The sequence below is a fragment of the Prevotella sp. TCVGH genome, from assembly GCF_023522295.1.
Taxonomy (GTDB): Bacteria; Bacteroidota; Bacteroidia; order Bacteroidales; family Bacteroidaceae; genus Prevotella; species Prevotella timonensis.
On record NZ_QFFX01000040.1, the window covers coordinates 1 to 16145 of the forward strand.

General features: G+C 40.0%; 13 protein-coding genes. 6 read left to right on the plus strand and 7 right to left on the minus strand.

Annotated features, from left to right (window positions below; genetic code table 11):
• Positions 1-269 precede the first annotated feature (269 nt).
• The 7 genes from DEM91_RS08350 to DEM91_RS08385 form a co-directional block, all read right to left on the minus strand.
• Complete coding sequence (locus DEM91_RS08350; protein WP_195253950.1) at positions 270-854, minus strand: 30S ribosomal protein S16; 585 nt, start codon at positions 852-854, stop codon at positions 270-272.
• A 166-nt stretch (positions 855-1020) separates the two neighbouring features.
• On the minus strand, positions 1021-2064 hold the full coding sequence (galE, locus tag DEM91_RS08355; protein ID WP_008121810.1) for a UDP-glucose 4-epimerase GalE: 1044 nt from the start codon (positions 2062-2064) through the stop codon (positions 1021-1023).
• Positions 2065-2761: 697 nt separating this feature from the next.
• On the minus strand, positions 2762-4177 hold the full coding sequence (locus DEM91_RS08365; RefSeq protein ID WP_249858596.1) for a DUF4270 domain-containing protein: 1416 nt from the start codon (positions 4175-4177) through the stop codon (positions 2762-2764).
• A gap of 76 nt (positions 4178-4253) precedes the next feature.
• Entirely contained in the window at positions 4254-5060 is an 807-nt protein-coding gene (locus DEM91_RS08370) for a glycogen/starch synthase (RefSeq protein ID WP_008121812.1), read from the minus strand.
• A 269-nt stretch (positions 5061-5329) separates the two neighbouring features.
• A complete protein-coding gene (locus tag DEM91_RS08375) occupies positions 5330-5755 on the minus strand; it encodes a biotin/lipoyl-containing protein (RefSeq protein ID WP_249858597.1) in 426 nt (141 codons plus the stop codon).
• 52 nt (positions 5756-5807) lie between these two features.
• Positions 5808-5957 (minus strand): hypothetical protein, encoded by a 150-nt coding sequence (locus DEM91_RS08380; RefSeq protein WP_008121814.1) that lies wholly within the window; start codon positions 5955-5957, stop codon positions 5808-5810.
• Between the two features lie 24 nt (positions 5958-5981).
• Positions 5982-7547, minus strand: a complete 1566-nt coding sequence (locus DEM91_RS08385) for an acyl-CoA carboxylase subunit beta (RefSeq protein WP_249858598.1) — start codon at positions 7545-7547, stop codon at positions 5982-5984.
• Positions 7548-7935: 388 nt separating this feature from the next.
• On the opposite strand from DEM91_RS08385, the gene DEM91_RS08390 reads away from it, so the two are divergent.
• The 6 genes from DEM91_RS08390 (at position 7936) to DEM91_RS08415 (ending at position 15941) form a co-directional block, all read left to right on the plus strand.
• Positions 7936-8205, plus strand: coding sequence for a co-chaperone GroES (locus DEM91_RS08390; protein ID WP_025072712.1), 270 nt, complete (start codon positions 7936-7938; stop codon positions 8203-8205).
• Positions 8206-8273: 68 nt separating this feature from the next.
• A complete protein-coding gene (gene groL / locus DEM91_RS08395) occupies positions 8274-9899 on the plus strand; it encodes a chaperonin GroEL (protein WP_008121818.1) in 1626 nt (541 codons plus the stop codon).
• Between the two features lie 418 nt (positions 9900-10317).
• Positions 10318-11859, plus strand: a complete 1542-nt coding sequence (locus DEM91_RS08400; protein ID WP_249858599.1) for a phosphotransferase — start codon at positions 10318-10320, stop codon at positions 11857-11859.
• Between the two features lie 83 nt (positions 11860-11942).
• Positions 11943-12710 carry a sugar phosphate nucleotidyltransferase gene (locus DEM91_RS08405; RefSeq protein ID WP_249858600.1) on the plus strand — a complete coding sequence of 256 codons (768 nt, stop codon included), beginning with the start codon at positions 11943-11945 and terminating at the stop codon, positions 12708-12710.
• Between the two features lie 48 nt (positions 12711-12758).
• The gene (guaA, locus tag DEM91_RS08410; RefSeq protein ID WP_249858601.1) at positions 12759-14303 is read left to right on the plus strand and encodes a glutamine-hydrolyzing GMP synthase; all 1545 of its coding nucleotides are present in this window, start codon (positions 12759-12761) and stop codon (positions 14301-14303) included.
• 834 nt (positions 14304-15137) lie between these two features.
• Positions 15138-15941, plus strand: coding sequence for a Fic family protein (locus DEM91_RS08415; RefSeq protein ID WP_249858602.1), 804 nt, complete (start codon positions 15138-15140; stop codon positions 15939-15941).
• Positions 15942-16145: the final 204 nt, after the last annotated feature.

The following is a 16145-nucleotide window of genomic DNA, read 5'->3' on the forward strand; positions in this document are numbered from 1 at the left end:
TAAATATATAAATGGAACAAAGGTAATGATTTACAAGTAGTTGAAACGTTTTTATGCACATTTTTGTCACATTAGCCAGAACATCTCATTTATCTTTTGTGTTGACCTAATAAGATTTTAATTTCTGTCATGGACGGCAGTTATAGATAACCAATCTTTCCCAAATAACCTCTGGGTGGTAGTTGCTTTTCAGCCTTTGAGGTACAAAAAAAGTCAATATGAAAACTTCCATATTGACTTTTTTTGTATCAGAATAAAAGAATTTTGTCTTATGCTTCAGCAGGAGTTTCTTCTGTTTCTGTAGCTGGTGCTTCTTCAGAAGTTTCTTGAGTTCCTTCTTCAGCAGCATTAGCAGCTTCTTCTTCAGCTTTTGCAGCTTCTTCTTCAGCCTTTGCAGCAGCCTTTTTCTCTGCTACCTTCTTTGCTATTTCAGCATTAATCTTCTTCTCTTCTTCAAGTTCTTTTGCAATTGCATCTTTCTTGGCTTGAGCCTCATTGGCAGCACAAGCTTGTAAGCCTTTCACTTTGTCTTGTTTCCAAGCATCGAATTTGCTTTGCATTGCAGCTTCATCAAAAGCTCCCTTCTTTACACCTCCACGCAAGTGTTTCATTAAATAAACTCCTTCGCGTTTCAAAATGTTACGAACAGTGTCGGTTGGTTGTGCACCAACTTCTAACCAATAGAGCGCTCTGTCGAAATTCAAATCTACAGCTGCTGGATTCGTATTAGGATTATACGTTCCAATCTTTTCAGTAAATTTACCATCACGTGGTGCTCTTGCGTCAGCGATAATGATGCTATAAAAAGCATAACCCTTACGACCGCGGCGTTGCAATCTGATTTTTGTTGCCATTTTTTGTATTATTTAAATAGGTTTGAATTAATACTCCCATCTCGTGGAAGTGGTTGCAAAGGTACGATAAAAAGCTAAGTCATCGAAATTGCACGATTAAGAACTTTTGAGTATTAACCTACATTAACGTTTCTTGATGTGTATTTCTATACTTAGGGCAGGAGATTTACATCACACCCTCGTCACGCAGGCGTTCTTGCCATTTCCATGCAGAGGCTAAAACTTCCTCGATAGGGGTGTCCGCCTTCCATTCCAAGACTTTGTTTGCCTTGTCTACGTTTCCCCAAACTTTCTCTATATCGCCCTCTCGGCGTGGTCCGTACTTCCAATTAAGTTTTACACCAGTGGCTTTCTCAAACCCTTTGACAATCTCTAATGTAGACTCACCATGCCCCGTACCGATATTGAAAATCTCAAGAGGACTTGTCTCTTTCTCCAGTACACGCTTCATAGCAGCCACATGTGCCTTTGCTAAGTCTACAACATAAATATAATCTCGGATGCAAGTTCCATCGGGGGTATCATAATCGTTCCCAAAGATAGTGAGTTCCTTGCGAATGCCCATGGCTGTTTGCGTTACGTAAGGTATCAAATTGTTGGGTACTCCATTAGGGAGTTCTCCGATGTTAGCAGATGGATGTGCACCAATAGGGTTAAAGTATCTCAAGATAATACTCTTCAACTTTGCTCCACTATGTATGTAATCTTGGATAATTTCTTCGTTGATTTGCTTGGTATTACCATACGGAGACAATGCTTTTTGGATGGGAGCCTCTTCGGTAACAGGTAGATTTTCAGCCGTTGGCTGTCCATAGACGGTACAACTACTTGAGAAGATGATGCCTTTGACATGATATTTGGGCATCAGCTCCAATAAATTAAGTAGCGAGGTGATGTTGTTCCTGTAATACAGCAAAGGTTTCTCCACGCTTTCGCCCACTGCCTTTGATGCTGCGAAATGGATGATACCTGCAATATCATTATACTTCTTGAACACAGCTTCTGTGTCTTCAAAATTGCATAAGTCAATTTGTTCAAAGTGTGGACGTATTCCAGTTATCTTCTCAATGCCATCAAGAACTTCAATCTTGGAGTTAGATAGATTATCGACAATAACAACGTTGTATCCAGCTTGTTGTAACTCCACGGTGGTGTGTGAACCTATAAAACCCGTTCCACCCGTAACAAGAATTGTCTGTTTCGTTTCCATGTCTATTTTTTTAAGTTAAAAATATTTCTTGTTGCAAAGTTACATATTTTATTCGATTGATGCCACGAATTTACCTTAAAATGCCTATCGATGAGGGGTTGCAAAGTCAAGATTAAATGTAAGAAAAGTTAAATGCCGTTGACGATATTCAATTATTTCTTTCATATTCATCTATTTTACTGGATAGAGGAGGGAGAAATATAGACGAATCAGAGGAGTGTGCGTAACCTTCGTACGACAGTTTTGATACACAAAATTTCTTGGAGCAATATGTTTCTGAATTGAAACATTGACTTAACCCGCTTATCTACATGGGTTAAGGGTGTTATCTACATGAGTTAACGGAGTTATCTACATGGGTTAACGGAGTTATCTACATGGGTTAACGGAGTTATCTACATGAGTTAAGGGTGTTATTCACATGGGTTAAGGGTGTTATTCACATGAGTTAAGGGCGTTATTCACATGGGTTAAGACACTTAACTCATTGCTTCAATAAACATATCTAAATGTGAAGTAAAGTGAAACGAAAAAGGTATTCTACTTTGAATAGTAAAATACCTTTTCATGTTGTTTATTGATTCTCTTTTCGAACGAGCTGTTTGGGCTTTTGCAAGTGTAACTTTTTCTTCTTGAGCCAAGCCGCTTTATGCTCTTCGTACTCTCTTTGTTTTCTTTCTAAATAATTGTCAGCCATCTATTGGAAATGTGAGTAAATGACAGATAAACTCAGTGGTTGATTTCCACCCAACAAGCGTGTGCTGGTGAGTGACATGTCATGCACTACTCGTGTAAGAATTTTGTTTTGATTGTACGAATAATATGTTGCCTGAACGGGTATCACCACCAATTTATTCCAATCTTTGGAACGTGTGCCTGCCATCTTGTTTTTCTTCATTTCCTTGATAACGCTTCCTATATTATGAAAGGTGTATCCGTTGTTAGCTGCATTATAGGTTGCTAAAAACGAAGTTTTATAATCTGCGATGCGCTTGTTTTCAAAAAAACTGTAAAGGCTATCCTTTTGAACTAATAAGAGTGTTTGAGGAATGTCCAATGCATATTTGCTATTCACGAGATTGTTTAGTCGGGCTAAATGAATTTTTGCTGCATTCAGTGAGTCTTTTTCGTGACCCTTCAAAATCTCATCAACGGGGATAGTCAGTTCTGTAAAGATGCCTGCGGGTGACTTCAAATACGTATGCTCATGATTGTTTACCAAACTTTGAATGGTGTGTGCATCATTAGATATGTTGGAAGTTTGAAGCACTTCTTCTGTGCCAGAAAACGAAGCACTCCCGACTTGTTCCTTATTATTATGCTTGAAGGTGAAGTAAATGTTTAATTGACTCAAATTGATATAAACTATTGAGCCAAGTCCACTTGCATTCTTTAGATAAAAACCTGGCACCACATGTTGGGCAAATGAAAATGAATTCTTGAAATACGCAGGATGCTGATAATATTGTTGCAGCACATACGTACCAAAATTGTTATATTCCTTGCCGTCCGGCGCAGTATAAGGTTGGTTAAGCTTGATGGTAATATACTTGCTGCTATTGCCGTTGTTGGATTTTCCTGCTTGTGCTTTGGCGTCCGTCAGCGTATAGATTTTGTCTACCTGATACGCATTTGGTGAGACATAGCCTTGCTTGATAGGGTCGAAATTAGAATAGTATTTTCGATCTTCATTCATAGGTTTGCTCATCGCATAAGCCGTTACTTTCATGGGAGCCAATGAGTCTCCGTAAAAAGTTGCGTAGTAAAGACGGATTTCGCAAGAGTCTGCTACGATGATGTCGTTTATCTTATGCGTCATTTGCTGGGCACTTGGGAAAGCATAGTTCTCTGGTATTCGAAATTGGGTCATATAATTGCCTGTAATATAACCACCCGTTTCGGTATCCTTGATTTTACCTAAATACCCTATGGTAGTTCGAGAGAGTACGGAGTCGGCAGCAATGGAGCGCGTAGATACCATGAATGTATCTGCCGAAATCTCCAGTTTGTCCATCTTATTTGTGAGTGATCCACCGAGTGTATCTGTGGTGTCGTCGCATGATGCGAGCAAAAAAGCAGCAAAAGCGATGATTGCGATAAACTGATTCTTCATTTGTGTTTATGCTATTGTACGGACTTTTATACGATATAAGCGGTCTAACGGAAGACTTATAAATCTATAAAAAGCTCTATTTCTCGAGAATTAAATCATAAAAATCTTGATATGCCTTTGCATATTCCTTTCCTGGATCGTCAAGGAATGGGATGTCTTTGCTCTTGGCATACTGTATGAGGTCTTTGTTGACATCGTTACCAGTTTCTATAATTCCATCACTATAGTCAATGGCTAATTTGCCTAATTCAAAGAAGTCAAACTTTTCGTGATAAGCATCCAATAAGTCTACTTTTGCATCTCTGTATTCCACGCAGCGTTTGAAATTGGTTCCCAAATCCTTCTTAAGCTGGTTTTGAAATAAAGCCGTGATAACTTTTGCATTCGCAAACGAAGGCTCGTCCTTGAAAGCAGTCTTCACATAGAAAGGAACCACTGCTCCCATCCAGCCTTGACAATGGATAATATCGGGCACCCAACGTAATTTTTTGACCGTTTCCAATACACCACGTGCAAAGAATATAGCGCGTTCTCCGTTGTCAGGGTATTCATCACCCGATTCGTCAACGGTCATTTGGCGTTTGGTAAAATAGTCTTCGTTGTCAATAAAGTAAACTTGAATTCTTACTTGTGGTATGGATGCCACCTTGATGAGTAGTGGGTGATCGGTCTCGTCGATGATGAGATTCATTCCAGAAAGGCGAATCACTTCATGTAGCTGGCCGCGCCGCTCATTTATGTTTCCCCATTTAGGCATAAATGTTCTGATTTCGTACCCACTTTCCTGCATCGTTTGTGGAAGTTCGCGACCCATCTTGGACATTTCTGTCTCTGGGACGTATGGCATCATCTCTTGATTGATGAATAAAATCTTTTTTGTCATGTCCTCTTTGGCATTTACTTGTTTATTGTCAGAGCTAAGAATGAAAGACTTTGTAGTACGATACTACAGGTTACATGCTATGCTCCATGCAAAGATACAAAAAATAAATGAAAATAAGGTCGGTTTATTTTCAAATTGAAAATTTAACGTCTGATTTTCAGTATTTTTTATGATTAGAATAAGAATTTATCACAAAAGAAAAGACATCTAACAGCTGTCTATCAACACAGTTGTTAGATGTCTAACGTAAAAAGGAAGGTCATGAATGCTTATTCTATGACCACCAAGGGCGTGTCTTCCATGACACTTTCGCCCTGTTTGATGCAAATAGCAGTGACGGTTCCATCCTTTTCAGCCTCAATATTATTTGCCATCTTCATGGCTTCCAATACTACGACGGTATCTCCAGCTTTCACTTGATCGCCTACTGATACCTTTATTTCTGTAATAACACCAGGGAGTGGAGCTTTGATAGCCTGCTCTGTATTAACCTGTCCTGTGGTAGAAGTCTCTGTTTCTACCTTCTCGTCCGACTGGGGCAGTTGAGTTACAGTTTTCTTCTCTGCTTCGGGCTGCGCTTCCATTTCTACTTGAAAGTCTTTTCCGTTGACAGTTACCTGCGCTTTATTGTCGACTACATCGGTTATTTCGACTTGATATTCTTTTCCGTCGATGATATATTTAAATGTTTTCATATCCTATATTTCCATTCTCGTTGATTGACGAGAGATTATGAACTGTGATTAGTTAGGGTCTCTCTGTGAAAGAGAGGAATTTAGCATTCCATAAAGTGTGCTTGGGTAGAATGGTAATCTTTCCAGGCTCAATATCGTGCACATTATTTCCCTGATATTCAAAGAGAGCCATAGCAATGGCTGCATATATATTCTTATCCATTTTATTTGAATGTTGAGCGGTTGATTACATTGGCATACAGCCATGTTTCTTGGCTGGAAGCTGTTGACGTTTGTGTGCTAACTGTGCCAAACCTCTACAAATTCTAAATCTTGTATTTCTTGGTTCAATGACATCGTCAATATAACCATATTGTGCTGCCTGATAAGGATTAGCAAAAAGGTTGGTATATTCTTCTTCTTTTTCTGCCAAGAAAGCACGAACATCCTCGCCAGCTTCTTTCTTCATCTTTGCTTCTTTAGCACTCAACACGGCTACAGCACCTGATGCACCCATCACAGCTATTTCAGCTGTTGGCCATGCAAAGTTGAGGTCGGAGCGCAATTGCTTGCATCCCATCACGATGTGGCTACCACCATAACTCTTTCGGAGTGTGATAGTAATCTTAGGTACCGTTGCTTCGCCATAAGCATAGAGTAATTGTGCGCCATGAAGAATCACAGCATTATATTCCTGACCTGTACCGGGCAAGAATCCGGGTACGTCTACCAACGAAACGATTGGAATGTTAAAGGCATCACAAAAACGAACAAAACGAGCACCCTTGCGGCTTGCATTGGTGTCGAGAACGCCTGCATAAGCCTGTGGCTGGTTGGCAACAATGCCCACACTCTGTCCATTGAAACGTGCAAATCCTGTAATGAGATTCTTTGCGAACTTGGGTTGGACTTCAAAGAATTCACCATTGTCGGTTATTTCGCCTATCACCTTATACATATTATAGGCTTGGTTCGGATCGTCTGGTAATATCTCGTTTAGCAAATCACTCGTTCTATTGATGGGATCTTCATTCTGTAAGCGAGGAGCTTCTTCGGTATTGTTAGAGGGAAGATAACTAAGAAGGGTTTTAATCAATGCCAAGACTTCTGTATCATTCTTTGCAGTGAAGTGGGTAACACCACTTTTCGTAGCATGAACACTGGCTCCTCCCAAATGTTCTGCATCAATATCCTCACCCGTAACGGTCTTTACGACTTTAGGACCTGTAAGGAACATATAACTTGTTCCTTCTGTCATAAAAATAAAGTCAGTGAGTGCAGGAGAGTAAACAGCACCTCCGGCGCATGGACCTAATATGGCAGAAATTTGTGGAACAACACCGCTTGCTAAGATATTTCTTTCAAATATTTCACCATATCCAGCCAATGCACAGATTCCCTCTTGTATTCGAGCACCTCCAGAGTCGTTCATGCAAATGATTGGAGCACCATTTTGGATGGCTAAATCCATAATCTTACAAATCTTTTGAGCCATGGTAAGAGACAATGAACCACCGTTGACGGTGAAATCTTGTGCGTAAACGTAAACTAAACGTCCGTCAATGGTGGCACTACCTGTCACAACACCATCTCCCAAGATTTGTTTCTTTTCCATTCCGAAGTTATGGCATTGATGAAGTTTGAACATATCATACTCCTCGAAAGAGCCTTCATCAACGAGCATATCTATGCGTTCACGTGCTGTATATTTGCCACGGGCATGCTGCTTTTCAATGGCTTTTAGACCTCCTCCAAGTCGAGCTTGCTCCCGTTTTTCTACCAATGTTTTAATCTTTTCTACTTGTTTACTCATAATTATATTAGTATGAATTTTATTCCTAATTTGACTTTGCAAAGATAATAATATTTCACGAAAGCCTCAAAGCTATCCATGTAAAATATGTTATATGGGATTAAGAATGGAGATGCATTTTCATGGTGCTAATGTCTTCTTTTCTTATTTTCAAGTTTAGGCGCATTGTGGTGTTCTAAGAGGCGAACAATGACATTTTGTCTCAATACTACCATCAACTTAGAATGACTGACATATCTGTCATATATAACACTGCCAAACTTGTCAGCTGTGTTTTTGGCACACTTTTCGTATAGCTTGGGGTGTTTGGTTCAGAACAAGTGTTGCTACTCATGCGGCATCATAGTCCTGAAAATGCAATTTATGAATAACTTAAAATATAATGATTATGAACATTAAACCATTAGCAGACCGAGTTTTGGTGCTTCCTGCACCTGCAGAAGAAAAAGTAGGTGGAATTATTATTCCTGATACAGCGAAAGAAAAGCCATTACATGGAAAGATAGTAGCTGTTGGGAATGGAACAAAAGATGAAGAGATGATTCTTAAAGAAGGGGACGAAGTACTCTATGGAAAGTACAGCGGAACCGAACTTGAGTATGAGGGTGAAAAATACTTGATGATGCGTCAAAGTGATGTACTCGCTATTGTTAAATAGTTGAACGTATAAGACAAAAGCATTGATTCAATAAAAATAATTTAGATACAAACAAAGAAAATAAAGATATGGCTAAAGATATTAAATTTGATGTAGAAGCAAGAGATTTGCTTAAACAAGGTGTTGACCAGTTGGCTAACGCTGTAAAAATCACTTTAGGTCCTAAAGGACGTAATGTTGTTATTGAGAAAAAGTTTGGTGCTCCACAAATAACAAAAGATGGAGTAACCGTTGCTAAAGAAATTGAGTTAGAGGATTCGTTTGAGAATACAGGTGCTCAATTGGTAAAGAGCGTTGCATCCAAAACTGGTGACGATGCAGGTGACGGTACCACCACCGCTACAATATTGACACAAGCCATTGTTTCAGAAGGTTTGAAAAACGTTACAGCTGGTGCTAATCCTATGGATTTGAAAAGAGGAATCGACAAGGCAGTTAATGCAGTAGTTGATTATATCAAGTCCAATGCAGAGCAAGTAGGCGACAATTACGACAAGATTGAGCAAGTTGCTACGGTTTCTGCTAACAATGATCCTGAGATTGGAAAGCTTTTGGCTGATGCCATGCGCAAGGTAAGCAAGAATGGTGTCATCACTATTGAGGAGAGTAAGAGCCGTGATACCAATATCGGTGTTGTTGAAGGAATGCAATTCGACCGTGGATATCTTTCCAGTTATTTCGTAACAGACACGGATAAGATGGAAAGTGTTATGGAAAATCCATACATTTTGATTTACGACAAAAAGATTTCTAACATCAAAGATTTCCTTCCTATCCTACAGCCAGCTGCAGAAAGTGGTCGTCCTTTGCTCGTTATTGCAGAAGATGTTGATTCTGAGGCATTGACAACATTGGTAGTAAACCGTTTGCGTGCAGCATTGAAAATATGTGCTGTGAAGGCTCCTGGATTTGGTGATCGCAGAAAAGCCATGCTTGAAGATATCGCTATTTTAACAGGTGGTGTGGTTATCAGCGAGGAGAAAGGCTTGAAATTGGAGCAAGCTACCCTTGAAATGTTAGGTTCTGCTGATAAAGTGACAGTAACAAAGGACAACACAACCATTGTTAACGGTGCTGGACAGAGTGAAAACATTCAAGCTCGTATCAGTCAAATCAAGAATGAAATAGAACACACAACAAGTTCATACGATAAAGAGAAGTTGCAAGAGCGTTTGGCTAAATTGTCAGGTGGTGTAGCAGTTCTTTATGTAGGAGCTAACAGCGAAGTAGAAATGAAGGAGAAGAAAGATCGTGTTGACGATGCTCTTTGTGCTACTCGTGCTGCAATTGAGGAAGGTGTTGTGGTAGGTGGCGGTACTACCTACATCCGTGCACTGGATGCGCTGAAAGACTTGAAGGGTGTAAATAGTGACGAACAGACTGGAATCAAAATTGTTGAACGTGCAATTGAAGAACCATTACGTCAGATTGTTGCGAATGCAGGCGGCGAAGGAGCTGTAGTTGTGGACAAAGTTCGTGAAGGTAAAGGTGATTATGGTTATAATGCTCGCACCGAAACTTACGAGGATTTACGCCAAGCAGGAATTGTTGACCCCGCAAAGGTGGCACGTGTTGCTTTGGAAAATGCAGCCTCTATTGCAGGAATGTTCTTAACAACAGAATGCCTCATTGTAGACAAACCAGAAGAAAAGCCAGCAATGCCAGCAGCTCCTGGAATGGGCGGAATGATGTAAAGAAAACCTCTTTATTGAGATAAATATGAAGGGACGATTCATAAGGATTCGTCCCTTTTTGTTTTTTATTTGATTTTTTTTTGCACAAATCCTTTTGAATTTCAAAGAATATATATATCTTTGCAATATAAACATCAAAAAACTTACCAAAATGTATTTTGCTGTGAATGCTTAAAAGATATTTTTGATTTGTTTTAGTAGATTAGTTTTTAAGTAGTTTGTTTTAAGAATATCGGATGTCGAGATGACATCCGATTTCTTTTTATCTGTACCTTTTTCTTGTGAACAAGATGGCTATTTGATGAAAAATGATTATTTTTGCAGTACTTTACACAAGGCAAGTATCTGCATGGCAGAATCTTCTTGTTGACAAAGAGTTTTGTATAAATCCTATGAGGGATACTTGGCTATAGAATATATGGAGAAATTAATAGAGCTTTATACACAGTGGGCGCACGAGAACCCCATAAAAATAGACCCCATAGAAGGCGCTGGGAGTAATCGAAGCTATTATCGTTTTACCAATTCTAAAGGAGAGACGACGATAGGAGTGATAGGTACGAGCCGTGATGAGAACCACGCCTTTATTTATCTGACAAATCATTTTTCCAAACAGTTGTTGCCTGTTCCTAAAATATTAGCTGTCGGTGACGATCAACTTCGTTACTTACAGACGGATTTAGGTACCACGTCTCTGTTTGATTTGCTGAAAGATGCCCGTGAAGCAGGAGGGCGTTATACGCAAAAGGAGAAAAAATTGCTCCTGCGTACCTTAGAGGCTCTGCCTGCAATGCAAATACAAGGTGCCCGTGGCTTGGATTTCAAACATTGTTACCCACAACCTACATTTGATGCAGATAGTGTGTTGTTTGATTTAAATTATTTCAAATATTGCTTTCTAAAGGCTACAGGAATTGATTTTCATGAACTGAAATTAGAAGCTAACTTCCGCTTATTTGCAAAAGATCTAACAGCAGAACCTTCCGAATACTTTCTTTATCGCGACTTCCAAGCACGCAATGTGATGATTGACGAGCAGGGAAATCCGCATTTTATTGATTATCAAGGTGGAAGAAAAGGTCCGTTCTATTATGACTTAGCCTCGTTTTTGTGGCAGGCTTCGGCAAAATATCCTTTCAAATTGCGTCGGGATTTAGTCTTTGCTTACTATAACTCGCTGAAACGATACATTGAAGTACCATCCAGTCGTCACTTTGTTGAGCGTCTTAGCCTTTTTGTTTTATTTCGTACTTTGCAAGTATTGGGCGCTTATGGCTTTCGAGGTTACTTTGAACGCAAGAAACATTTCCTATCTTCAATTCCGCCTGCGATACAGAATTTGCGTGAGCTACTGAAGCTCAATGGAGTAGTTTCCAACTATCCTTATATGATGGACATTCTCAAACAGCTCACCGAACTGCCACAATTTGCTATCATAGAACAGCCAAAGACAAAGCGAACTGACGGCTATAAAATTGCCCAACATAATATTTATCATGCCAATCCTGTTGACGGACCTGCTACGTTTTCTAAATATGACGGTGGGGGAGTCTTGGTGGTACGTGTTTACAGCTTTTCTTTCCACAAAGGAATCCCAGAAGATTCGAGTGGCAATGGTGGAGGATATGTCTTTGATTGTCGTTCTACTCACAATCCGGGGCGTTATGAACCATATAAATGTCTCACAGGATTGGACGAACCTGTGATTCGTTTCTTGGAATCTGATGGCGAGATACTTACTTTTTTAGACCATATCTACAAGTTGGCAGATCGCCACGTAAGCCGTTACATAGAGCGTGGTTTCACGAGTTTGATGTTCTCGTTTGGCTGTACAGGAGGGCAACATCGAAGTGTTTATGCGGCACAACATTTGGCAGAACACATCCATGACAAGTTTGGCATTGAGGTAAGAATCATTCATAGAGAACAAAATATCAATCAAACCTTGCCCGCTAAATAAAGGATGTTACACCCATTCGCATGATACAGCCGTTTGAAAGTAGTCGTAGAAAATTACAAGTTCAATAAAAAAGAATACACGTCATGAAGCAAGCCATGATTTTTGCAGCTGGTTTAGGCACTCGATTACGCCCCTTGACAGACCACATGCCCAAAGCATTGGTTCAAGTTGGTGGTGTACCGTTGCTTCAATTGGTTATCGAACGATTGAAGAAAGCTGGATTCGAGCGTATCATTGTCAACGTACACCACTTCTCGCAGCAAATCATCGACTTCCTTCATGCGCACGATAACTTTGGCATAGACATCCTTATTAGTGAAGAAAGAGAGACACTTCTTAACACGGGCGGGGGTATCAAGTATGCGCAGAAACTATTTACACAGGAGCGAATCCTTATCCACAATGTGGACATATTGAGCAATGTGGATTTGTCCCATTTCTATACAAGGAATCAAGAAGCTGCCGCCACCTTGCTTGTGAGTGAGCGCAAAACAAAACGCTACCTACTTTTTGATGAAACATTAAAATTGGTGGGGTGGACCAATATAGAGACTGGAGAGGTACGCTCACCTTTTCCTGATATCAATCCAGCTCACTGTAAGATGTTTGCCTTCGCGGGCATTCACAACTTTTCGCCGACATTGTTTCCACTGATGCAGGATTATCCTTCCAGTTTTAGTATCATTGATTTTTATTTAGATATTTGTAAACACATACCCATAAAAGCGTATATAGATACAAACCTGCAACTATTGGATGTTGGCAAACCAGAGACACTAAGTCAAGCCGCTGCGTTTATGTCTCGATGGGATACTCCCACGACGTCATCACAGCCTCATCCAACAAGTTGATTCATTTGATTTATTCATTCGATATTATTCATTTTCAATTATAGCTATATGCAACAGAAGATTATTATCTTAGATTTTGGTTCGCAAACCACACAGTTGATAGGTCGACGTGTACGCGAACTGGATACCTTCTGCGAGATTCTGCCGTACAACAAGTTTCCCAAAAACGATGACTCTATTATCGGTGTCATCCTTAGTGGCTCACCTTATTCTGTTCATGATCGTGAGGCCTTCCTGTGCAATTTATCCGATTTCATGGGCAAATATCCTGTTTTAGGTATTTGTTATGGTGCACAATTTATTTCGCATACTCATGGTGGAAAGGTTGAACGCACGGAGACGCGTGAATATGGGCGTGCACTCCTTAAAGACTTTGATGCAGAAAATCCGCTTTTCAAAGGTTTTGAGCCTCATTCACAGGTATGGATGAGTCATGGAGATACCATTACTGCAATTCCTTCCGATTGCCATGTCATCGCAAGTACTGCTGATGTACACTATGCAGCCTATGCCAGTGATACATATCCAATGTGGGCTGTTCAGTTTCATCCTGAAGTTTTTCACACCACACAAGGTACTACTTTGTTGAAAAACTTTGTGGTTGATATTTGTGGAAGTAAACAACAATGGAGTCCAGCTTCATTTGTGGAAACCACAGTGAAGGAGCTTAAACAGCAGTTAGGTAACGATCGAGTTATTTTAGGCTTAAGTGGAGGAGTAGATTCTTCCGTTTGTGCCACGCTATTAAACAAAGCGATAGGAAAAAATCTCACTTGTATTTTTGTAGACCATGGAATGCTGCGCAAAGATGAGTTTAAGCGCGTGATGAAGGCATACGAAGGTTTGGGGCTCAATGTCATTGGTGTAGATGCCAGCAAAAAGTTCTTTCAAGACTTGAAAGGCGTTACCGATCCAGAAGAAAAGCGTAAGATTATAGGTCGTGATTTTGTGGAGGTGTTTAATGCAGAAGCCAAGAAAATTACAGACGCTAAATGGTTGGCACAAGGTACTATCTATCCAGACAGAATAGAAAGTCTAAGCATTACAGGAATGGTGATTAAGAGTCATCATAACGTTGGCGGACTTCCTAAGGAGATGAAGCTGAAACTTTGCGAACCACTTCAATGGTTGTTCAAAGACGAGGTGCGCCGTGTAGGGCAACAATTGGAGATGCCCGAGCACCTGATTAAACGTCATCCGTTCCCTGGTCCGGGCTTGGCAGTCCGCATCTTGGGCGATATTACCCCTGAAAAGGTAGCCATACTTCAGGCAGCTGACGATATTTATATTGAAGCACTGCATCAATGGATTTGTGAGGATGGACAACCGCTCTACGACAAGGTGTGGCAAGCAGGGACAGTACTTCTCTCCACCATACGGAGTGTTGGTGTGATGGGGGATGAACGCACCTACGAGCACCCTGTTGCACTTCGTGCGGTTACCAGCACCGATGCCATGACAGCAGACTGGGCGCACTTGCCATACGAGTTTCTTGCCAAGGTTTCTAACGAAATCATCAATAAGGTCAAGGGTGTAAATCGCGTATGTTATGACATTTCGTCAAAACCACCTTCGACGATTGAATGGGAATAAATATAGTGGTATGGGTATAGTGCTTCAGAGATAGAGAAGCGCCATATCCTGTCCGTTTGTTAAAGTAGGCATTGGCAGTACTGGTAGGTATTGCCAATGCCACTTTTCATTTCATCTGATGGATGAAACTTCAACACCGTTTTTTCTTTCTCATTTTTGGCAAAAACATTCATTGCTTTTGTCCTATTATTTTACCAAAAATCGACCGTCTAAAATCTTCAAAATAGAAAAAATCAATAGGCAAATGAGATGCAAAAATGCACTGATTTTAACAAAATAAACGTCTCTCAAAGCTGAAACATTGATTTTACGGGCTTGGAAACATACATTAGCGGTGTTATTCACATGCTTCAAGTGCATTAAAGCATGCAAATTGCAGGCTTATCTCAATGGGTTAGTCGAAGAAAAATGGGGGAAAATGGAGTAACAGGAGAGACTTTATTTGTAACATATTCAATAACAAGCGATTATAAACCTTGCTCATAACTCGCGTATTTGCGACCCACTTTACTGTTGGTGATTTACACGCGAGTTTTGAGAGGCACTTTGTAAAGGAAATTCAGCAATAATTATCATTCCATACAGCGTGCTACCAAACCTATATAGGCTGCTTTATGGGTGGTTTTCATTGTAAAAAAATCATTTTGATCGAATGTGATGATGAAATGCTAAGGACACTTGTTGTCAGGAAAGGATAAAGGCATCTTGTTCATTACACACAACATAGATAGCCACATAACTGCGCTATCGGATTGGCGAGCTTTTTTCTTATGAAAAAAAATTGTATGACTCCTTATAAGTTAGTATATTTGCTGTCATAAATATTAGATGATGATGAATAAGCAAGATTTTTTAGACATATTGGAAGAACATAGGAGATTGAGCTTCCAAGACCAGATAGACTATGAAAAGTTCTATCTCTATTCCATCATAACTCATTCAACTGCTATCGAAGGCTCGACGATGACTGAGGTAGAGAACCAGCTACTCTTTGACGAAGGACTTACTGCCAAGGGCAAAAGTATTATAGAGCAGAACATGAACCTCGACCTGAAGGCAGCCTATGAAAGAAGCATGGACATGGCAAGGGAACACACTCCTTTCTCCATCGACATGCTAAATGAATTGTCTTCAACTGTAATGAGACGCACAGGAGGGATAGTCAATGCGCTGGGTGGTGTATTTGACTCGTCAAAGGGAGATTTACGTCGGGTAAACGTAACGGCAGGAGCAATGGGAAAGTCTTACATGAGTTACCTAAAGGTTCCACAAAAGTTAGACGATTTCTGCAAAGAAATGAATGAGAGACGTACAAATCTCATTAAAGAACCTGATGTATATGAGCAATACCGTCTAAGCTTTGACGCACATCTGAAGCTTGTAACGATTCATCCATGGGTAGACGGTAATGGAAGGATGTCAAGATTGATGATGAATCATCTTCAAACAGAGTTCGGTTTGGTTCCCAGTAAGGTATTAGTGGAAGACAAAGCCGAATACATCGAAGCCTTGGTAAAATCAAGAGAAGAAGATTCATGTTTGCCATTCCAAAACTTCATGTTCAGGGAACACGCCAAGAATCTCCAACAAGAAATTGATAATTACAAGTTGTCTTTGGGTGAAGAGGAAGAAAGATAGAATTCCCTTCGCCATTTCAGAACATTAAATCAATGAAGGATTAACAGAACAAAAAATCAATGAAGGGGCATCGGAGCTTTATCGTTCATTAAGTGGATAGCCTTGACACGATATTTTGTACGATTATCTCATTCGAGTAAACCGATTGAAGCTTTGAAATAATAAAATTAATCGATAAATACCCTAAAATAATGATTGATATAT